This is a genomic window from Pseudodesulfovibrio sp. 7M6 (assembly GCF_050058625.1).
GTDB lineage: Bacteria > Desulfobacterota > Desulfovibrionia > Desulfovibrionales > Desulfovibrionaceae > Pseudodesulfovibrio > Pseudodesulfovibrio salinus.
In genome coordinates this window covers 3,507,879-3,526,972 of the sequence record NZ_CP188816.1, presented here as the reverse complement: position 1 = coordinate 3,526,972, position 19,094 = coordinate 3,507,879, and the positions used below count along the sequence as shown (strand labels likewise).

Genomic DNA, 19,094 nt, shown 5'->3' with positions numbered 1-19,094 from the left:
ACGCCTTTAGAAAGGTGAAGTAGGCCCAGTGTGATAAGCCGGATCATCCTTGAAAATTTCATGGCCCACGAGCGGACCGAGTTGGAACTCGGCCCGGGCGTCAACGCCCTGACCGGCCCGAACAACACGGGCAAGTCGGCGGTGGTGGAGGCGCTGCGCTGCGTGGCCGTGAACCCGCCCATCACCCACTGCATCCGGCATGGGGCCAAGGAGGCGCGGGTCTCCGTGGTCATGGACGACGGGGCCAGGGTGACCTGGATTCGCAAGAAGCGGAGTGCCGGATACGAGATCACCCTGCCGGGCCGGGACGAGCCGGAAGAGCCGTTCTGGAAGCTCCAGGGCAAGGTGCCGGATGAGGTGCGCGATTTGCTCCGGCTCGATCTGGTGGAGCTGGAAACCGGCGACCCGGTGGACGTGCACGTGGGCAACCAGCGCGACCCCATCTTTTTGCTCAACCGGCCGGACTCCCACGCCGCCGCCTTCTTTGCCGCCTCTTCGGAGAGTGCCCACCTGCTGGCCATGCAGAACAGGCTCAAGACCCGCACCCAGGACGCCAAGCGGCGGGAGCGGGATATTGAGGCGCAACAGGCATTCGTGGGGCAGGCGCTGGACGGGCTGGCTCCGCTGCCGGATATAGCCCTTCAGTTGGAGAGAGCGCGGGAGCTGGACGCGGCCATGACCCGCTACGAGGCAGAGATTCCGACCCTGGAATCGTACCGCAACCGGCTGGACAGCACCGGACAACAACTGGAGCGCCGCCATGCGGCCCTGGCTGTGTGCGAGGAACTGACCGAACCGCCCCGCATCAGCGAAGTGGCAGGGCTGGACCGGCTGATCCGCCAGATGCGTCAGGTCGGCGATGCGCTGGAGCAAAGCAGCCGGACCCAGGCCGTACTGGCCCCGGCCGAAGCGCCGCCCGTTCCTTTTGATACGCTTCGCCTCGCCACCCTGTGTGGCCGTCTGGTCCATCTGGATCAGGCCTTTGCCGAGGCTGGAGGACGCTCCGCACGGCTGGAAACATTGCAATCCGTTCCCGAGTTGGCAAATGCCAGTCAACTTGCCGAGATTATTTCAAAAATCAGTCTGCTAGAACGGCAGACCCAAGAGGCTGGCGCGGCCTGCAATCGGTTGGAAGCCATTGCGGAAGTTCCGGCGATCGCGGATCTGAGTCAACTGGCCGGACAGGTCGCGGAGCTGGAACGCCTTGCAGATGCGGAGCAACGGGCCGGAGTCGGAATGGGGATGTTGGAGAACCAGTTGCGGAATGTTGAGGAGCGCATCGGGCAAGTGGTGGACGAACTCGGTCAGTGCCCCACCTGCGGGGCCAGGATCGACCGGACGACCTTCCTCGACCACGGGAGGTCCCATGACGCTTGATGTCGTCCATGGTAACGGGTTGTTGCTGGTGGCGGACCCGCATCTGGCGGACAATCCTCCGGGCCAACGGCTCAGCGGCTATCTCGATCAGGTCATGGCCAAGCTTTCGGCCAGCCTGGACCGCGCGGATGAACTGGGCATGGTCCCGGTGCTGCTGGGAGACCTTTTTCACTGGCCGCGCGACAACTCCAACAAGATGCTTGTGGACCTGATGCGCCTGTTCGGGGCCCGGAAGGGGGACAGGCAGGTCCGCGCCCTGGTGGGCAACCACGACAAATACCAGTCTCGGTTTACCGACGACGTGTCCATTGCCGTGCTGGAGACCTCGGGCGTGTTGCGGTTGATGAAGGAGAAGGGGCCGCAGTTCATTCTGGAAACCCCGCAGGGGCGGGTGCTGGTCGGGGCCAGCCCGGACGGCACGCCGCTGCCCAAGGAATACGTGCGGGAAGAGGGCGATCCCGAAACCGTTATCTGGGTAACCCACCACAATATCCGTTTCCCCGAATTTCAGAACAAGGCCTATTCCATCAAGGAACTGCCCGGCATCGACTGGGTCATCAACGGCCACATCCACCGTCCCCAACAGACCATAACCAAGGGGCAGACCACCTGGGCCAACCCCGGCAACGTTACACGGCTGATCTTTTCCCGCCGTTCCCTGGAGCGGGAGCCAGCCGCCGCCATCTGGACGCCGGGCTGCACAGAGTTGGAGAAGTGGACGGTCCCGTTCCTGCCCTTTGCCGAGGTTTTTCCTGATCAGGATCTGCCCCCGGAGGAGCAGGAGCTGGAAGGGGAGTCCAACTTCATCAAGGGGTTGGAGCGGCTGGCCTGGCAGCGGACCCATGAAGGGACCGGACTGAAACAATTTTTGGAAGAGAATCTGAACCGCGAGACGCCCGAGGGCGAACTCATCTGGGAACTCTACGAGGAGGTAGTACACGGTGGCGACTAACCCCAACCAAACAGCGACAGGCCGGGATTCCCAACTGGAACGGGAACTTAACGACCTGCGTCGTCAATATGAGCAACTGCGCGACCAGAAGGTGCGCGCCGAGCAGGATATGCGCAACCTGACCCAGCAACTGGATGCGCTCAAGGCCCAGGCCCGGACCGAATACGGCACGGACGACCTTGGGGAACTGCAAACGTTGTTGGAGAAGAAAAGGCTGGAAAACGAACAAGTTGTGGCCGAATACCGGCAGCATATCCAACAGATTCAGGCCGACCTTGCCGCCGTGGAAAAGGACGCCGGAGGCAACCGCCAGTGACCCGGCAGGACCTGCATGAGGTCGAGCGGCGTTATGACCGGCTTGTCGCACTAGCCGAAGCGCACCATGCGGAACACGCCCGGCTGAACGGGTTGCTTGCGCAGACGCGGGACTTTCTGGTCCTCGCTCCTTCCGCGCGGCAGGCACTGGAGGAGCTCTCCACCACCATGTTCGGCAAGATGCTGGACGAGGTGGAGGCCAATCTGACCCACGCCATCCGCGAGATTCTCGGCCAGGACCGGGTGGTTTCCAGCGTCCGTGAGGTCAAGAACAACCGCCTGCAAATCCATTTCCAGATTCAGAACAAGGGAAATGAGGAACAAATCGAGGATATTCTGACCGGTCAGGGCGGTTCGGTCTGCAACATCCTCTCGGTGGGGTTGCGGCTCATTGCCCTGTCCCGGCTGGAGGAGTCCCGCCATCGCCCGTTTCTGGTGCTCGACGAGCAGGACTGCTGGCTCCGGCCCGTGCTCATCCCCCGGTTCATGCAGCTCATCAACGAGATTGCCGCCCGGCTCGAACTGCAACTTCTTGTCATCAGCCACCATCCCATCGACCTCTTTGCCGGGGCTGCGGACCGCATCTTCGAACTGCAACCGGACCGCGAACACGGCACCTCGCTCAAACAGGTCAAGTGACGCGGACCGCTTGGGCGGTCCGGTGCGTTTCTCCGTCTTATACCGAAAAATGAAGTTTGCCGGACGATGATCCCGGTTTGTTGACTGTGGTCTAGTCCAGGCAGACGCTGACAACGGTTGCATTGTCGCCCGGCAGCAGCCCTTGCCCGCCCTTCAGCAGGGCGGCGCCGTGGGCCAGGGACACAGCCAGGAGCGGAGGAAGCCCCTTGTCGATAAGCGGGGTGGCCACCAACTCCGGCCCTTCGCGGCGCAGGGTGACGGGGACGACCCATTCGGGGCCGGGGCGGACGCTGAATCCCTGATCCACATTGGCGATCAGCGGTTCCATGGGAGCGGTCAGCCCGCGCAGGTGGCGTAGCAGGGGCAGGACTATGGCGTGGAGGCAGGCGAACACGGCCGAGGGTGGCCCGGGCAGGCCGAGGAGCAGGGTGCCGCCGCGCACCGCGCCAAAGACGTTGCGGCCCGGACGGATGTCCACTCCATTGAAAAGTATGGTGAACCCGGCGGCCTTTGCGGACTGGAGCGCGAAATCCCGTTCGCTGCGGCCGGTGCCGCCGGAGGTGATGACCAGCTCCGGCTGTTCGGCTGCCAGCGCGGCGGTGACGGTTTCCGGCTTGTCCGGCAAAACGCCGGTTTCCACAACATCCACCCCGGCCCGGTGGAGCAGCCCGCCCACCAGTATGAGATTGTCGGCCAGAAAGCGGGCCGAGGCCGGGGGATGCGGATCTTCGGGGTCGGCCAGTTCACTGCCCAGGGCAAAGGCGCGGACGCGCGGTATGGGGCAGGTGGGCAGGGCCGAGGCCCCTGCGCGCATGAGTACGGCGGCGGCCTGGGGCGTGATGATACTCCCGGCGGCAACAACGGGGGCTCCGGCAGGCACTTCGCCGCCCGGCGGGCGCACGAACCAGCCCGGATTTTCGGGTTCGCTGACTTCGATGGCTCCGTCGAACTCCGTCACATCCTCTTCAGCCAGCACGGCATCGGCCCCCAGCGGAACCATGCCGCCGGTCAGCACGCGCACGGCCTCACCGGGCAAAATGGTCCCGGCGTCGGCGGATTCGGCCCGTATCGTCCGGCTGACGGCCAGCCGGACCGGAGCGCGGTCCGCCGTGGCGATATCCGGGGTGCGCACGGCATAGCCGTCGCGCAGGGACGAGGCGTGCTCCGGTACGTCGCCTTTGGCGGCGATGTCGCGAGCCGCGACACGGCCCACGGCCTCGACAGGCGAGACCAGTTCCGGCTCAATGGCCTGGGCATGGGCCATGAGGCGTTTGAGGGCGCTGTGCCTGTCTATGCGTTTGGTGCTCATATATTGATAGTGGCACCACGGAGGCGAAGTTGTAAAGCTTCCCAGCTCCTTCCGCCGTGATTATTGGTCACGGGGTATGGAAATTCCGCGCAGCCTGAGGCAAGATTGAACCGAGCACAAACCCCACGACCTGCGAGGAAAATCATGACACCACACATTGTCTGCATCGTCGGCAAGAAGAAATCCGGCAAGACCACGTTCATCGAGAAGCTGCTGCGCGAACTGCGCTCCATGGGGGTCAGCGTCGGCACGGTCAAGCACGACGCTCATTCCTTTGAAATGGATCACGAAGGCAAGGATTCCTGGCGGCATCGCCGGGCCGGGGCCGAAACCGTGGTCGTGTCCTCGCCGGGGCAGGTGGCGGTGATAAAAGAGGTGAAGCGGGAGATGACCTTGTCCGAACTGGCAGAAACGTTTTTCGGCGACCGACAGCTGGTCATTGCCGAAGGGTACTTCCGCACCGAGCACCCGAAAGTGGAGATTTTTCGGACCCAGGCCCATGATCTGCCGCTGTGCGACAAGGGCAACGAGGAAGAGCGCAATCTTCTGGCCATGGTCACGGACGATCCCGTGGACACTACATGCCCGGTGTTCGGTCTGGACGACAGCGTCGAGGTTGCGGCCTTGCTGGCGCGCCGCTATCTGGGCTGGGTGCGCAACGGCATGTGGGCGTAGTTTTCCCTGTAGTCCGTGGGTTATCTCATTTCCTGTTTTCGGGCATGGAGCAGGTAGCCCATCTCCGGTGTGTCGGAAAAGAATACACGTGTGAGCGACACTGCGTCGAGCATGGTGTCCATTTCATCCAGTTCGGGCAGTTTGTGCTGCTCCACCACGGTCCCGGCCTTGCGGTGCACGTCGTTGATGACGGCCCGTTCCTTGAAATGCATGATGAAGAGATCGCCGCCCGGTTTCAGGACGCGGGCGATGTAGCGCATTGCCGCCGGTTTGTTCTCGTAGTGCGGAAAAACCTGGTGGCAGAGGACCGCGTCCACAACGCCTTCGTCCAGCTTTAGTTTCTCCATCGGCAGGTTGCGGATTTTTGCCTGTGCCATACCGTTCAGTCGTTTTTGGGCGGCCTCCACCATGCGCGGGCTTATGTCGCAGGCATACACCGAGCCCTCGATGCCCACGGCATTGGCCAGCACTTCGGTCATGCGGCCCGTGCCGCACCCTGGTTCCAGCACGGTTTTGCCCGTCAGCTGACCAGCAAGCTCGAAAAAGCGTCCAATTTTGCGGGATTCATCCGCGCCGTATGGAGTGGATGCCCAGGGGGCGTTGGTCTGTGCGTCGAAGAATTCGACCTGGGTCTGTGTCATCGGATGTTTTCTCCTGCCCGGTCATGGGCGTCTATGCGTCCGGAATAGGCTGTCTCCAGACGTTTGCGAAAGGATAACGAGCGGGGCGACTTGGGCGAAAAGGCGGTGGCCGCCACAAAGATGAAGGTGGAGAGCAGAACGATCATGGCTCCGGCAGGCATGTCGAACCATGTGGCGAGGAACAGGCCGCCCCAGCAGGAGGATACGCCGAACACGCAGGCCAGGGCGAAAATCCTCTTGAGGTTGAACGAGAGCTGGTAGGCGGCGGCCGCCGGGTTGATGATGAGCCCGTAGATGAGCAGACCGCCGATGCTGCGCAGGGATGCGGCTACGGCCGCGCCTACGGAAAAAAGCATGACATAATAGATGAGAGTGGCGGGCAGCCCCACGGCCAGGGCCACGCTGCGGTGACAGAGCACCGCCTGGATTTCCTTGTAAAAAACCGTTAGCAGCGCCAGCAGAATGAGGGTTACGGCGGCCAGAACTTTCAGGTCGAAGGCCCGGACCGTAAGGATGCTGCCCCAGAACAGGTTCAGCGCCTCGGTACGCGGTCCTTCCATGAGGCCCAGAAACAGAAAGGCCAGCCCCAGCATGGCCGAGAAGAGGATGCCCACCACCGTGTCCGGTGCAATCCCGGCGTGGTCCGTGACCGGTCCGACAAGTCCGGCCACGAGAAAGCTGGCGGCAAAGGCCGGGACCAATGGCCCCACACCAAGCAGAATGCCGAGCAGCGCTCCGGCAAAGGCGGCATGGGCCACGCAGGTGCCGATGGCCGAGATGCGCATGGTCACCACCAGCACACCGACCACCGCGCAGGAGATGCCGCCGAACAGTCCGGCCAGCAGCGCCTTGTGCATGAATGCGTATTGGAAAACCGACCAATCCATGGATCAGGCCTCCTCAGCGCACGATGTGGTCGCGGCCGTTGTGGCGGACCACCATTATTGGCGTGTTGTAGAGCTGGGAGAGCCGGGGACCGTCCACTGCCTCTTGCGGCGATCCGCTCCAGGTAAGCCTGCCGGCCTTCATGAAGGCAACGCGGGTGCAGACGTCTGGCAGGGAATTCAGATCGTGGGTGACGATGAGCGAGGTGAGGGAGAAACGGGTGTGGATGTCCTGGATGAGGGCCAGGATTTCCCGCTGTGCCTGCCAGTCCAAGGCTGCGGTCGGTTCGTCGAGGAGCAGGATTTCCGGTTCCTGAAGCAGGGCGCGGGCAATGGCGGTGCGTTGTTTCTCGCCGCCGGAGAGTCGGCCCAGAGGCCTTGTCGCCAGGTCCGATAATCCGACCAGGCGCAGGAGTTCCTCGGCACGCTGCCGGATGGATGCGGGAATGCGCCGGAACGGGCCAAGGCGTCCGTAGCAGCCGGTGAGCACGGATTCCCGCACGGTGATGGGCAGGAGTGGATCTACCTCCTGCATCTGCGCCACATAGCCGATGCGTTTGCGCAGGGATACCTCCGTGCCTTTGAGCAAGGGCTGGCCCAGGACCTCCACGCGGCCGGCCACAAGTTGCGACAGGCCGTTGACCACGGTCAGCAGCGTTGTTTTTCCGGCTCCGTTGGGGCCGATGACGCCCAGAAAGTCGCCTCGGCGCATGGTCAGATCCACGCCGCGCATGGCCACATGACGGCCATAGGCGGCGGAAACGCCGGAGAGCCGGATTATATCATCGCCTGCCCCCATGGACCTATATCCCTGCCGCGTTCATGAGTTGCCGGATGTTGGCGCGCAGGGTTTGCTCCCAGGTGGGGGTATCCTTGATCGCACCGGGAAAGTTCGAAAGCGCGATTTGTTTTGCGTTCAGCTCCTCGGCCATGTTGCTTCCCATATCCGCACCGCTCTGGATGTTGTCCACGACCAGGGTCACACCGTTTTCCCGGCCGACGGCAATGAGTTTCGCCAGTTTAACCGGGGTGAGGTCTTGCGGACGGCCATAACGGGCAACCACCTCGCATCCGGCCCAGTCTACCAACTGGGCCTGCATAACGGAGCAGAGCACTTTTATGTGCGCGGTTCTGAGCGGCTCAAGCATGACCTGGAGTGCCGTGCCGACGGCCTTGATCCGCGCCAGCCGATGCTCGGTTGCGGTCCTGATGGCCTTGGCCTGTGCGGGAAAGACGCGCACGAGCACGTCGCATACTGAACTCGTCAGTGCGGCCTGCCCCGAGGGCAGCATGGGATTTACCGGCTCGGGTAGCGCGTCCACGGCAAGTTTGTCGTTTTCGGCTGCATGCAGCAGATTCTTCATGGTGGGCATGTTCTTTTGCCACGCATGCAGGATGACGGCCTGCGCACCCTGTATCAGCTCAAGGTCACTCGGTTTGAGGTCGAAATGGCCGGGACAGGCGCCGCCCGGGATAAGTACCCGGATATCCGTCCCCTGTGGGGCCAGTTCTCCCAATACATCGGCAATGAGTGTGGAGCCGGCCAGAATGCGCGCGGGACCTGAAGCGGCCTGGACCTGGGCCGGGAGTGTCCCTCCCAGGCAGCAAAGGGCGAGGAGCAGAGAAAAGATCAAACGAGATAACATGGTTGCATTCCTCTGGGAGCTTGCAGCCATAAAGCTGTAAGCCATGGAAAAACAGACTGAGTCAATAGGTGATGGCTGGCGGACGGTGCCGTCTGCGACTCGGATATGGGACCACTACCTTTTTTCGGTACGGAAGGGCCGTTTTTTGCCGACGGCACTTCACCACCGATGCCTTACCGTCCACCGCAAAATCATATCTGAACGACCTGATTTTACGATTTGTAAAATAATACTTCATAATTAGCACCAAATTGAGATTCATGCAACGCGGCAACAGCCTCTCCCCCTTGAAGGCCGCAAGGCTTGGGGAAGTCAGCCGCAGGGATTGTTTGTATGAAGTGGTCATCGCTTCCGCCCGGTCTGGTCCGGAATTCGGGAAAACGGATGGGCAGGAACGGGAGGAGATGGGCCGGTAACGGGCAGAATATCGGATTTGGGATGATCCCCTTTGATATTTATCGGTTTTTGCCGTGGAAGCACTAGCCAAGCAGGCCCGTACCCGGTATGGAATGTATCAGGTCATAAGGTAATAATCGCTTGTTCAAGCAGGAGACAATAGGAGGATAGAATGCTGGTAGCCAACTGGATGACCCCGGAAGTGATCTCCATTACGCCGGATCGCTCCATGATGAAGGCCTCGAAGATAATGAAGGACAAGAACATCAGTTGCCTGCCCGTCGTTGACGAGGACGGCAAGCTGGTGGGCATTGTCTCCGACCGGGATATCAAGGAGGCGTCGCCGTCCAAGGCCACGACTCTGGATATGCACGAGCTGTATTATCTGCTGTCCGAGGTCAAGGTGAAGGACATCATGACCAAGAAGGTCGTGACCATGCGCGAGGACGAGACCGTGGAAAAGGCCGCCACCCTCATGCTGGAAGGCAAGTTCGGCAGCGTCCCGGTGGTGGATGCCGATGGCCGGGTGGTCGGTATCATGACCGACTCCGACGTGTTCAAGGTCCTGGTCGAGATTTCCGGCGTATACGAGGGTGGCAATCAGGTCTGCCTGCAGATAGGCACCGGCCCCGGCACCCTGTCGCCGGTCCTGGCCTTTCTCAAGGACCACAACGCTCGTATCATGAATATCATGACCCACAATGTGCCCGAGACAGAGGGCATGAAGAACGTGTACATCCGCATCCGCGACATGGAAAAGCCGGATCTCAAGCGGCTCAAGGCCGACATGGAAGAGCAGTTCAATGTCCTTTACTGGGCCGTGGACCCGGTACATCGTGTGGTCTAGTCCGACGGACGGTGTCGGTTTTGAATGCTGATATCGATAACTTTTCGAATCGGTATTCATTTGAGATGTAACGTTTATTGACTTTCCGACGTGATTTCTACTTGATATGCGAGGGGTGCCCTTTGGGTGCCCCTCTTCGCGTTTCTCCGGTATATGCCCCACCCATTTTCGCCTCTTAAGTTATATTAAGACTGCGCCGAAAAGAATGTACGCGGGTGACGTCCGCATGAAGGAGAGCATATGGGAAACGTTGTCGCCCTGGATGCGTTCAGGAAGAACATGGAGGCGGAGCGGGCCAGGATTTCGCCACCCCGGCCGGAGATCGCCGGGGCCGATGTCTGGGGCCGTGACTACCGCGAGGTGGAGGCCGTGGTCTATGCCCTGATACAGGCGCGCGGGCTGGTGGCCCATCATGAAGGGGGATACGATGCGTCCTACGATCATCACTGCATGCAGGTCCTCGAGGCGGCCTACCGGGTGAAGGACATGGGGCTGGCCCGTCTCAAGGAAGCCATCGCTCCGCTCAAGGTGCGGATACTGGATTCCATCACCGAGGACAACAAGCGCGATCTCTCCTGGGCGCTGGTGATGCTCGACCTTGTGGAGAAGTCCCCTGCAAAGTGATTATCGGTAAGCGACGATGTGTATATCAACTAAAATCAGAATATTATAAATTACCGATAGTATTTATTCCCTTCCTTTTCGGTCCGGTTTCGTTCCGGCCCGAGAGTGTCCCGGACCGTTTTGTTTGCCTTTTTGCGGCATATTCCGCCAAGCCTGTTTCCGGCTGACGTCTCCTGTCAATTTTTGCTGCCTCACGCTTGTTTTCTGTCTCCCTGCCGCCGTTCACCCACTGTTTTCGTCCCCTCCCCGAATATCGGGTGCGTCTTGCCGCCGGGCCGGGTAGCGGGAGAGAATGGATGAACGGACACAAAAGACCGCACCCACGCTCCTGCTTTCGGCAGGCAGCCTGTTTCATCTCCCGCTGGAGCGTATCGCCCGCATCGGGCGGGAAGCCGGATTCGTTGGGATGGAGCTTATTATGAACTCGCCCCAATTGGCCCCGGGGAACGGGCTGGAGCGAATCTGCGGGGTTCTGCCCATTCGGTCCATCCATGCGCCGTTTCGGGATTGGGCCGCCTGGGGCGGGTTGTTGGCGTCCTGGAAGGCGACCACCGCGCTGGCCAATTCCCTCGATAGTGCGGACCACATCGTCATGCATCCGCCCGGGACCGGGCTGGCGGGCATGATCCAGAACCGCTGGTTCGAAAAGGCGTGTGACCTTCCTCTGCTGCTGGACGCCATGGGGCGCATCCGTTTCTCTCTGGAAAACATGCCATGGATCGAGCATTCGCCTTTTTCGCGCGATCCGCTGGAGCGGCTGATGGCCCGTTGCCGGGACAAGAACGTCGGTCTTACCTTTGATGTCTGCCACATGGGTGTTTCCGGGCGAAATGTTCTGGAGGCCATGGAAAAGGTGCCCACGGACCTGTTGTTCAACGTCCATTTCTCCGATGCCCTCGGCTATACCGAGCACTTGCGGCCCGGTAAGGGAAACCTGCCGCTCGACGCTTTCCTCCGGCTCCTTGGCAGCCGGGGATATGCGCGGTATATCACGCTGGAGCTGGAACCGTCCGCCTTCCCCGACGAGGATGAAGGCACGGTGCGGCTGCTGGCGTCCATTCGGGAAGCCATGGAGCGACAACTTGCCGGAGGGCGTGACGATGTCGAGTGACTACCTGCAAAAGGTGCGGGAACCGGGACAGGAGGTGAACCGCCTGTTCGCGTTTCTGGGTGTGGAAGTGGTGGAGATGGAGCCGGAACGTGCCGAACTGCGTCTGGTGGTGAAGGATGAACTGCTCCAGGGGGCAGGCATGGCTCCTGGCGGGATCATGGCCACCCTGATGGACGAGGCCATGGCCCACGCCGTATTGGCCGGGAACAAGCCGGGCGAAATGACCTCGACCGTGGACATGAGCGTGAGCTATCTGCGTCCGGCCGGACGGGGCGCGGTCCTGACCTGCGAGGCCTGGGTGGTCAAGCGGGGCGGCCGCGTTGTGTTTGCCGAGGCGACCCTGGCCGCCGACGGGCGGGAGTCGGCCCGGGCCAAGGCCACCTTCATGCTGCTCGGACAACGGGGCTGATTTTCGTTTTCGCTTGCCGTAAACCTTGTTTTGCGCCTATAGGGCAAATAAAGTTCTTGCGCTCATTATATATCGAATATAGACCCGTATTCCCGCAGCGGAGCCTTACCACCGCTACGGACGAGCCGATTTATGAAAAAACTTACCGTTATCATGGCACTTCTTTTTGCCGCCTGTTTTTCCGGCGGATGCGCCGTGGTGCCCGCGCTGGTTACCACGAGCGCTTCTTTTGCCGTGCCGCAGATGGCGTCCGTGGCCATCAGCACGGCCAGCACGGTGCACAAGACCGTGCTTATCGCTGCCGACGAGCGCAATATGAATGATATGGTCACGGACAAGGTGGCGACCATCCGCGCCCAGGCCTCGCTGCTCGGCGAGCGCGGCGCGGACGTGGAGGCCCAGTGTCTCAACGGCGACATGTACGTTGTGGGAGAGTTCAAAACCCCGGCCGATCGCGACAAGGTCGTCTCCGCCATGCAGGAGATAGACGGCGTCAAATCGGTCAAGGGCGTACTGAGGCCCATGCCCGCCAATCTTGCCGACATGGTGGCCCCGGCCATTGAGGACAAGCACGCGGAGACGGTTATCGAGGCCGGGCTGGTCAAGGAACTGACCATCAGGTCCGCCAACGTGGATGTCGAAGTGGTACAGGGCGAGGCCGTCATCACCGGCGTGGTGGAGGACGAGGCCGAGGCAAGGGCCGTGGTCGCCCTGGTCCGACGGTTGCGGCCGCATGGTTCCCATCCGGTCAAGGTGACATCCCTGCTCGCGGTGCAGAACGTCTTTGAGGCGGGCGGCAGGCAGGATAATGAATCCTTTGTGCTGCTTACCGAAAAGCAAATGCTGGCCGAGGCGCAGGCCCCGACAATCGAGGTCGTAACTCCTCCCGTTTCGAGAGAAATACCGATCACGCCTGCCGCATCGTCCGTTCCTGTTGCCGATCCCTCCCCAACCCTGGCGGAGCTGGCGGCGGATCGGATTCCCGAAAAAACGACACCCTGGCAGCGTGCGCGCATCAGGATGAAACAGCGTATCGTTGAGTTGGCTCAAAAAGAGCATGACCCGCTGGTCAAGCGACGGCTCATTACCCTGTCCACCCGCGTGCTCAAGGATAAAAACACTTCCATCGAGGCCCGGCTGGTCAAGACGTATCATCGAACGCCCAATCTGCGCCTCAAACAATTGGTGAACGGCCTGTTGGCCGATTACGCTCCCGCAAGCATCGTTCCTCTCAGTGCCGTAGCCATGAACTAGGGGCGGCTCCCGCCTTGGGAGGCTTGCGCCCGGAACTTTCGTGGTTATCCTTTATGGAAATCCACGGAGGTAAACCATGACCACGGATTCTCGCCATATAGTCTGCCCCAGTTGCGGAGCGGTCAATCGTGTCCAGGCCGGGCGCGAGGCCCAGGCCACCTGCGGCAAGTGCAAGGAAAAAGTCTTTGAAACCCATCCGGTGGAGCTTGTCGGCCAGACCTTTGACCGCCATGTGTCCAAAAGCGGCGTCCCCATGCTGGTGGATTTCTATTCTCCTACCTGCGGCCCCTGTCTGATGATGGGCCCCGCCTTTGTCGAAGCCGCCGGGACCCTGTTCCCGGATGTCCGGCTGGCAAAGATCGATACGTCCGCCGAGCAGGCCATTGCCGGACGGTTCGGCATCCAGGCCGTACCCACGCTCATCCTGCTGCGCGACGGCCGGGAAGTCGCCCGTCAGTCCGGCGCCATGGGTGCGGCGGATATCGTCAGATGGACGCGGCAATATCTCTAGTCGTTTGAAAAAAACGAAATTCAGGGCCGGGGCTCCCAAGTTCTACTTGGCGGGACCCGGCCCTTTCATGTAGCGTTGCAAATCGGAAACACTATGTCGAACGAACCATTTGTACCAGAACTGCTCGCCCCGGCCGGGGATATGGAAAAACTCGAGACCGCCATCCTGTATGGTGCGGATGCCGTGTACCTTGGCGGCGACAGCCTGAACCTGCGCGCGGGTGCCGCCGGTTTTTCCTGGCCCGAGCTGGAGCAGGGCATCCGAATCGCCCACGCGGCGGGAGTCCGGGTCTATTTCACCCTCAATGTCTACCCGCGCGAGTCCATGCTGCGCCATGTGCACGAGCATATCGACATGCTTGGCGAGCTGCGGCCCGACGGCGTCATCGCCGCCGACCCCGGCGTCATCCGTCTGCTGCGGCGCGAGCTGCCGGACATTCCCATCCATGTGAGCACCCAGGCCAATACCTCCAATTCCGAGAGTATGCGGTTCTGGAGCGAATATGGGGCCAAGCGGGTCAATGTCGCCCGGGAGCTGCGCAGCCAGGAGCTTTTCGAGATGTTGGCCGTGGCACGCAAGGAATTGCCCGGCATGGAGCTGGAGGTCTTTGTCCACGGTGCGCAGTGCATGGCCGTGTCCGGCCGCTGCTATCTGTCGGCCATGCTCAACGACCGGCCCGGCAATCTTGGCGAGTGTTCCCATCCTTGCCGCTACGAGTACAAACCCGTTTCCATGACCTTCGAGGAGCGCACCCGGCCCGGCGAGCCGCTTTGGGAATTGCGCGACTACGCCCCGGAGGATTCCGGCGACGACTTTTCGTTCGACAGCGACGATGAATTTTCCTTTGATCTGGCCTCCGATGTCCCGGAAGGGGAAGTGGCCGAACCCGGTCTGGCCGAGGCCCTGCGAACCGGCGGTTGGTCCAAGCTTTTCGCGGCCCAGGATCTCTGCCTGATCCATTATCTGGAGTGGTTTGCCCGGATGCGGGTGGCTGCGGTCAAGCTGGAGGGCCGGACCAAGAGCTCCGCCTATCTGGCCCAGGTGGTGGATGCCTACAAGTCAGCGCTGCGCAGCATCCAAAAGGGAGAGTTCCGGCCGGAACCCTACCTTTCCGAACTGGTCAACGCCGCCTCACGTCCCCTGACCACCGGCTTTTTCGATCCCGATCGGCGCGGCGCCATCGCCATGCCGCCCGACGAATCCGAGAAACGTCCGGTCCTGGCCCGAATCCTTGGCCCGGCAGGCGACGGCCGCTGGAATATCCAGACCAAGTCGCGTTGGATTACCTCTCTGGACATGGAACTGCTCATTCCCGGCCTTGTCCGCCCGCGCATTTCTCCCGAGGACTATGGCGTGGAGAACGACCTCGGCATGGGGCTGGAGATATCTCACCCCGGCCAATTGGCCGTGCTTATCTGCGACCATCCCGAGATCAAACCCGGCATGTTCATCCGCAAACCATGGAATATGGACGAGTTGGAATAAACGCTTTGGGAGCGGTTTATTTCAGTGGGCGGACGCGAAAGGCAAAAGCAGAAGAAAAATACAAAAGGCAGAAGTTGAGCCGCCTCCGGCGGGATTCATTTTAGAGTGTTTCGCACCCTAAAGGTGCGAGTTACTTTTGGACCAGAGCGCCCAAAAGTAACCAAAAAGCGCTCTTGGTGTGCCATGCCCACCGCCCCGGTGACGGGCCAAGAATCTGATCCAAACGGCCTGCGCTCCCGCGACCCAAGGCGGGAAACTGAAAACGCCGGGCCGCGAAAATTCGCTCCGGCCGTTTGGTCAGCTTCTAAGCCGCGTCCCAGCAGGGCTTCTTCGAAGTAGCTTGGCTATTCGCCGTTACGGCAAGCAGAAGTCTGAATATTCGCTAAAGATGATCCTGAAGACAACCGTCTGGTCCCGAAAGGCGTTATTGTTAATTCGCTGATACCAGCCCTGTGTTTCGGCTGCTTCCGCCGAAACACGTAGGCGGCCAAGTTACCCGCAAGGGCCTTTTTCGTTCTTTTTGGCCCAGCAAAAAGAACCGCCGCCCGCGCAGGGCATGGAGGGCATTTTGAAGCCGAACGGCTTCAAACCCGGCTTTCTGCCTTTTGGAATCAAAGGCAAAATCAAAAGAGAAAAGGCTAAAGCGGAGCCGCCTCCGGCGGGATTCACTTTAGAGTGTTTCGCACCCTAAAGGTGCGAGTTACTTTTGGACCAGAGCGCCCAAAAGTAACCAAAAAGCGCTCTTGGTGTGCCATGCCCACCGCCCCGGTGACGGGCTAAGAATCTGATCCAAACGGCCTGCGCTCCCGCGTCCCAAGGCGGGAAGCGGAAAAAGCCGGGCCGCGAAGATTCGCTCCGGCCGTTTGGTCAGCTTTTAAGCCGCGTCCCCGCAGGGCTGAGATAAGGGGAACTTGTCTTTATGTCGTAGCGGCAAGCAAAAGTCTGAACATCCGCAAAAGAAGGTCCTGAAGACAACCGTCCGGTCCCGAAAGGTGTTGTTGCTAATTCGCTGAGTCCAGCCCTGTGTTTCGGCGGTTAGCAGCCGACCAAGCGGGTAAGGCGGCTCCTGTCAGCCACCAGGACGGATGGTGGTAGCCTTGGACTGATCTCGGAGAAACGGAACTATACTTTTCACAGGATGGAGCCGTCCCGCTTGGATCGGATGCTTCCGACGTAACACGCAGGCGGCCAGTCTACCCCCAAGGGCCTTTTTCGTTCTTTTTGGCCCAGCAAAAAGAACCGCCGCCCGCAACCAACGGGAATGCAGCGATGCACGAAGTGCACCTGCCCGAATGGGCAGGAAGACGCGAAGCGGCTTGAGCGGCCGCAGGGCATGGAGGGAACTTTGAAGCCGAACGGCTTCAAACCAGGCTCTTCTCTTCCTTCCCATCATCATTCTTCATCAACGAAAACAGCCCCTATACCATATCTCAGGCAAAGGGGCTGCTGTTGGTTGTCAAAGTGTCGTTAGCCCAAAATGGCTCGGAGATCCTCGTCAGGCGTGGATATCGGCGCAATATTGTAAGATTTTACCAGAAAATCCAACACGTTCGGAGTTAAAAACGCAGGCAGCGAAGGCCCAAGTTTGATGTTGCGGATGCCGAGCGCCAGCAGCGAAAGCAAAATGGCCACAGCCTTCTGCTCATACCAGGAAAGAATGAGCGAGAGGGGCAGGTCGTTGACGTCGCAGTCAAAGGCCTTGGCCAGGGCCAGGGCGATCTGCACGGCGGAGTAGGCATCGTTGCACTGGCCGACATCCAGCAGGCGCGGAATGCCGCCGATGTCGCCCAACTGCTTGTCGAAGAAACGGAACTTGCCGCAGGCCAGGGTAAGGATGACGGTGTCCTCCGGGGCCTTCTCCACAAACTCGGTGTAGTAGTTGCGGCCCGGCTTGGCGCCGTCGCAGCCGCCCACCAGGAAGAAGTGGCGGATCTTGCCCGCCTTGACCGCGTCGATGACCGTACCGGCCACGGACATGACCGCATTGCGGGCAAAACCGACCATGACCGTGCCTTTGTCCTCGTCGGCCGGAAATCCGTCCATGGCCAGGGCGCGCTCGATGACCGGGGTGAAGTCCTCGTTGCCCACATGGACCGCGCCGGGCCAGCCTACCAGACCGGTGGTGAAGATGTTCTCCATGTACCCCTTGGGCTTCTGGATGCAGTTGGTGGTCATCAGGATGGCGCCGGGGAACTCGGCGAATTCCTTTTGCTGGTTCTGCCAGGCCGTGCCGTAGTGGCCCGCGAGGTGCGGGTATTTCTTGAGACCGGGGTATCCGTTGCAGGGGAGCATCTCGCCATGGGTGTAGACGTTGATGCCCTTGCCTTCGGTCTGCTTGAGCAGGGTTTCCAGGTCCTTGAGGTCGTGGCCGGAGATGAGGATGGCCTTGCCCGCCGTGGGGCCGAGCTTGACCTGTGTCGGCTCCGGGTGGCCGTAGGCAGAGGTGTTGGCGTCATCCAGCAGCTCCATGGCCCGGATGTTGACGCGGCCGCATTCGAGTCCGGCCTCGATGGCCTGCTCCAGAGGAAGGTTCGGGGCCAGGGTGGCGGCCAGCAGCGTCTGGATATTGGCGTACAGCTCGTTGTCTTCCTTGCCGAGGATGGCGGCGTGGTCCGCGTAGGCGCAGACGCCTTTCAGCCCATAGGTCAGGGTCTGCTTGAGCGACTTGACGTCCGCGTTCAGTTCGGGATCGTTTTCGATGCCGTACTGCTTTCCCTGGGCAATGAGTGCTTCCAGGGTATCGGCCGGGACCAGCTCGGCCGGGCCGTCGAAAATCACGCCGGAGACCTTGGCGCGCAGGGCGTCCCGCTTGCTGACGCAATCCGTGATGAGGGTGACGAAACGGTCATCGTCGAAATTCACGTTGGTCAGGGTGGAAAACACGGCGGCCACGGTAAAGCGGTTCACGGCCGGGTCCTCGATGCCCTGCGAGCGGGCGGCCACGGCCACTTGGGCCAGTCCCTTGGTCAGATAGAGCAGAAGATCCTGCAGGCTGGCGGTGGAGTCCTTTTTGCCGCACACGCCTACTTTGGTACAGCCGCCGTTGGCCGTTTGTTCACATTGGTAACAGAACATGGTTGCCTCCTTTAATTGGGGGTTGGTTGCGTTATTCAACCTCATCATTAGCGGTTCTGTTTCGTCGTCGGTATGATTTGAGTCAAAAAACACCCCAAACAACAAAATTACCCTTTCCCACACCCCGCGAAGCGGCACCAAAAAGTTTAGGAGATCCTTAAGAACCCTTTCCAAAGGGTTCTTAAGCCCCCGGAGGGGCCCCCGGCAGGGTCGCCGAAGGCCTCCCGTCAGGGCCACCGGAGGCAATGAGACAGCTTGGCAGGTTTCCTGCTAGAGTGCGCGAAAGGCATTTTTTACCGGGAGCGCACCATGTTGGAATCTGTTTTCGTCAAATCCTCGGAGTTCGGCTCCTTTGAACCACTGGCCCACGAGACCGTCATCATGGTCCTGCCGTATATCGATCAGGCGCAGGTGGACCGGGCGGAACCCATTCTGCGCCTGCGTGCGGAGCAGGACGGCCTGTTGGTGCTGGTGGACGACGACGAACGCATGGGATTCATCAAGGTGGCCAATTTCGTCTATGCCAGGACCCGTTCGCCCTATTTCGGCTACCTGGCCCAGGACGCGTACCCGGGCATGTACTGGCTGCGGGAGGGCGTGCAGCTTTTGGAACGCACCGGCGCGGGGCTGCTGGCCTTCAACGAGGGACGTTTTTTCGGCACGCTGGCAGCGTTCGGCCTGGTCCGCAGGGACTGGGTGAACCGCCTGTATCACAATATGCTGTTCTATCCCGGCTACCATTCGCAGTATGGCGATACCGAGATTTCGGCCATCGCCTATGCCACCCACCAGCTGGTTTTCAATCCCAACGCACTGCTGGTGGAAGTGGACTGGGAAAAACATACCAAGGCGAACAATGCCGAGGACGACGCCCTGTACAAGACACGTCTGGAAACCGGATTTGACGGACGTATTCCCGCCGATGCATAGGGTACAGTTGGACC

General features: G+C 60.8%; 19 protein-coding genes. 13 read left to right on the top strand and 6 right to left on the bottom strand.

The window, feature by feature from the left end; genetic code table 11:
• The first annotated feature begins 30 nt into the window (after window positions 1–30).
• The 4 genes from ACI0FG_RS16540 to ACI0FG_RS16525 are packed head-to-tail and all read left to right on the top strand — an operon-like array spanning window position 31 to window position 3,283.
• Window positions 31–1,377, top strand: a complete 1,347-nt coding sequence (locus ACI0FG_RS16540) for an AAA family ATPase (RefSeq protein WP_419786113.1) — start codon at window positions 31–33, stop codon at window positions 1,375–1,377.
• Window positions 1,367–2,329, top strand: coding sequence for a metallophosphoesterase (locus ACI0FG_RS16535; RefSeq protein WP_419786112.1), 963 nt, complete (start codon window positions 1,367–1,369; stop codon window positions 2,327–2,329). Before ACI0FG_RS16540 ends, ACI0FG_RS16535 begins: the two co-directional genes overlap by 11 nt.
• Window positions 2,319–2,645 carry a hypothetical protein gene (locus tag ACI0FG_RS16530; RefSeq protein ID WP_419786111.1) on the top strand — a complete coding sequence of 109 codons (327 nt, stop codon included), beginning with the start codon at window positions 2,319–2,321 and terminating at the stop codon, window positions 2,643–2,645. The genes ACI0FG_RS16535 and ACI0FG_RS16530 overlap by 11 nt, the downstream gene beginning before the upstream one ends.
• Window positions 2,642–3,283, top strand: a complete 642-nt coding sequence (locus ACI0FG_RS16525) for a hypothetical protein (RefSeq protein WP_419786110.1) — start codon at window positions 2,642–2,644, stop codon at window positions 3,281–3,283. The genes ACI0FG_RS16530 and ACI0FG_RS16525 overlap by 4 nt, the downstream gene beginning before the upstream one ends.
• 91 nt (window positions 3,284–3,374) lie before the next feature.
• Here the strand turns inward: ACI0FG_RS16525 and ACI0FG_RS16520 are convergent, their stop codons facing one another.
• The gene (locus ACI0FG_RS16520; protein ID WP_419786109.1) at window positions 3,375–4,592 is read right to left on the bottom strand and encodes a molybdopterin molybdotransferase MoeA; all 1,218 of its coding nucleotides are present in this window, start codon (window positions 4,590–4,592) and stop codon (window positions 3,375–3,377) included.
• A gap of 144 nt (window positions 4,593–4,736) precedes the next feature.
• On the opposite strand from ACI0FG_RS16520, the gene mobB reads away from it, so the two are divergent.
• Entirely contained in the window at window positions 4,737–5,267 is a 531-nt protein-coding gene (gene mobB / locus ACI0FG_RS16515) for a molybdopterin-guanine dinucleotide biosynthesis protein B (RefSeq protein ID WP_419786108.1), read from the top strand.
• 20 nt (window positions 5,268–5,287) lie between these two features.
• On the opposite strand, the gene ACI0FG_RS16510 is transcribed toward mobB, so the two are convergent.
• Genes ACI0FG_RS16510 through ACI0FG_RS16495 form a run of 4 tightly spaced genes read right to left on the bottom strand, consistent with a single transcriptional unit; the run spans window position 5,288 to window position 8,438 of the window.
• Window positions 5,288–5,908 carry a class I SAM-dependent methyltransferase gene (locus ACI0FG_RS16510; protein WP_419786107.1) on the bottom strand — a complete coding sequence of 207 codons (621 nt, stop codon included), beginning with the start codon at window positions 5,906–5,908 and terminating at the stop codon, window positions 5,288–5,290.
• Complete coding sequence (locus ACI0FG_RS16505) at window positions 5,905–6,795, bottom strand: metal ABC transporter permease (RefSeq protein WP_419786106.1); 891 nt, start codon at window positions 6,793–6,795, stop codon at window positions 5,905–5,907. Before ACI0FG_RS16505 ends, ACI0FG_RS16510 begins: the two co-directional genes overlap by 4 nt.
• Before the next feature lie 13 nt (window positions 6,796–6,808).
• The gene (locus ACI0FG_RS16500) at window positions 6,809–7,591 is read right to left on the bottom strand and encodes a metal ABC transporter ATP-binding protein (RefSeq protein ID WP_419786105.1); all 783 of its coding nucleotides are present in this window, start codon (window positions 7,589–7,591) and stop codon (window positions 6,809–6,811) included.
• A 4-nt stretch (window positions 7,592–7,595) separates the two neighbouring features.
• Window positions 7,596–8,438 (bottom strand): metal ABC transporter solute-binding protein, Zn/Mn family, encoded by an 843-nt coding sequence (locus ACI0FG_RS16495; protein WP_419786104.1) that lies wholly within the window; start codon window positions 8,436–8,438, stop codon window positions 7,596–7,598.
• Window positions 8,439–9,006: 568 nt separating this feature from the next.
• Between ACI0FG_RS16495 and ACI0FG_RS16490 the strand changes: the two genes are divergently transcribed.
• From ACI0FG_RS16490 to ACI0FG_RS16460, 7 genes are all read left to right on the top strand, one after another.
• Window positions 9,007–9,681: a CBS and ACT domain-containing protein gene (locus tag ACI0FG_RS16490; RefSeq protein WP_419786103.1), complete on the top strand. Its 675-nt coding sequence runs from the start codon at window positions 9,007–9,009 to the stop codon at window positions 9,679–9,681.
• Window positions 9,682–9,921: 240 nt separating this feature from the next.
• A complete protein-coding gene (locus ACI0FG_RS16485; RefSeq protein ID WP_419786102.1) occupies window positions 9,922–10,305 on the top strand; it encodes a hypothetical protein in 384 nt (127 codons plus the stop codon).
• A gap of 292 nt (window positions 10,306–10,597) precedes the next feature.
• Entirely contained in the window at window positions 10,598–11,416 is an 819-nt protein-coding gene (locus ACI0FG_RS16480) for a sugar phosphate isomerase/epimerase family protein (protein WP_419786101.1), read from the top strand.
• Window positions 11,406–11,825, top strand: coding sequence for a PaaI family thioesterase (locus tag ACI0FG_RS16475; RefSeq protein ID WP_419786100.1), 420 nt, complete (start codon window positions 11,406–11,408; stop codon window positions 11,823–11,825). Before ACI0FG_RS16480 ends, ACI0FG_RS16475 begins: the two co-directional genes overlap by 11 nt.
• 132 nt (window positions 11,826–11,957) lie before the next feature.
• A complete protein-coding gene (locus tag ACI0FG_RS16470; RefSeq protein ID WP_419786099.1) occupies window positions 11,958–13,079 on the top strand; it encodes a BON domain-containing protein in 1,122 nt (373 codons plus the stop codon).
• Window positions 13,080–13,155: 76 nt separating this feature from the next.
• On the top strand, window positions 13,156–13,590 hold the full coding sequence (locus tag ACI0FG_RS16465; RefSeq protein WP_419786098.1) for a thioredoxin family protein: 435 nt from the start codon (window positions 13,156–13,158) through the stop codon (window positions 13,588–13,590).
• 93 nt (window positions 13,591–13,683) lie between these two features.
• Entirely contained in the window at window positions 13,684–15,075 is a 1,392-nt protein-coding gene (locus ACI0FG_RS16460; RefSeq protein ID WP_419786097.1) for a peptidase U32 family protein, read from the top strand.
• A 1,467-nt stretch (window positions 15,076–16,542) separates the two neighbouring features.
• On the opposite strand, the gene hcp is transcribed toward ACI0FG_RS16460, so the two are convergent.
• Complete coding sequence (hcp, locus tag ACI0FG_RS16455; protein WP_419786096.1) at window positions 16,543–18,150, bottom strand: hydroxylamine reductase; 1,608 nt, start codon at window positions 18,148–18,150, stop codon at window positions 16,543–16,545.
• A 309-nt stretch (window positions 18,151–18,459) separates the two neighbouring features.
• Here hcp and ACI0FG_RS16450 point away from each other — a divergent pair, with 309 nt between their 5' ends.
• Entirely contained in the window at window positions 18,460–19,080 is a 621-nt protein-coding gene (locus tag ACI0FG_RS16450) for a hypothetical protein (protein ID WP_419786095.1), read from the top strand.
• Window positions 19,081–19,094 lie beyond the last annotated feature (14 nt).

Bases quoted from the DNA above. Each gene is read 5' to 3' on its own strand.
- ACI0FG_RS16535 (WP_419786112.1), top strand. From the start codon at position 1,367: ATGACGCTTGATGTCGTCCATGGTAACGGGTTGTTGCTGGTGGCGGAC.
- ACI0FG_RS16520 (WP_419786109.1), bottom strand. From the start codon at position 4,592: ATGAGCACCAAACGCATAGACAGGCACAGCGCCCTCAAACGCCTCATG.
- mobB (WP_419786108.1), top strand. From the start codon at position 4,737: ATGACACCACACATTGTCTGCATCGTCGGCAAGAAGAAATCCGGCAAG.
- ACI0FG_RS16510 (WP_419786107.1), bottom strand. From the start codon at position 5,908: ATGACACAGACCCAGGTCGAATTCTTCGACGCACAGACCAACGCCCCC.
- ACI0FG_RS16505 (WP_419786106.1), bottom strand. From the start codon at position 6,795: ATGGATTGGTCGGTTTTCCAATACGCATTCATGCACAAGGCGCTGCTG.
- ACI0FG_RS16500 (WP_419786105.1), bottom strand. From the start codon at position 7,591: ATGGGGGCAGGCGATGATATAATCCGGCTCTCCGGCGTTTCCGCCGCC.
- ACI0FG_RS16495 (WP_419786104.1), bottom strand. From the start codon at position 8,438: ATGTTATCTCGTTTGATCTTTTCTCTGCTCCTCGCCCTTTGCTGCCTG.
- ACI0FG_RS16490 (WP_419786103.1), top strand. From the start codon at position 9,007: ATGCTGGTAGCCAACTGGATGACCCCGGAAGTGATCTCCATTACGCCG.
- ACI0FG_RS16485 (WP_419786102.1), top strand. From the start codon at position 9,922: ATGGGAAACGTTGTCGCCCTGGATGCGTTCAGGAAGAACATGGAGGCG.
- ACI0FG_RS16480 (WP_419786101.1), top strand. From the start codon at position 10,598: ATGGATGAACGGACACAAAAGACCGCACCCACGCTCCTGCTTTCGGCA.
- ACI0FG_RS16475 (WP_419786100.1), top strand. From the start codon at position 11,406: ATGTCGAGTGACTACCTGCAAAAGGTGCGGGAACCGGGACAGGAGGTG.
- ACI0FG_RS16470 (WP_419786099.1), top strand. From the start codon at position 11,958: ATGAAAAAACTTACCGTTATCATGGCACTTCTTTTTGCCGCCTGTTTT.
- ACI0FG_RS16465 (WP_419786098.1), top strand. From the start codon at position 13,156: ATGACCACGGATTCTCGCCATATAGTCTGCCCCAGTTGCGGAGCGGTC.
- ACI0FG_RS16460 (WP_419786097.1), top strand. From the start codon at position 13,684: ATGTCGAACGAACCATTTGTACCAGAACTGCTCGCCCCGGCCGGGGAT.
- hcp (WP_419786096.1), bottom strand. From the start codon at position 18,150: ATGTTCTGTTACCAATGTGAACAAACGGCCAACGGCGGCTGTACCAAA.
- ACI0FG_RS16450 (WP_419786095.1), top strand. From the start codon at position 18,460: ATGTTGGAATCTGTTTTCGTCAAATCCTCGGAGTTCGGCTCCTTTGAA.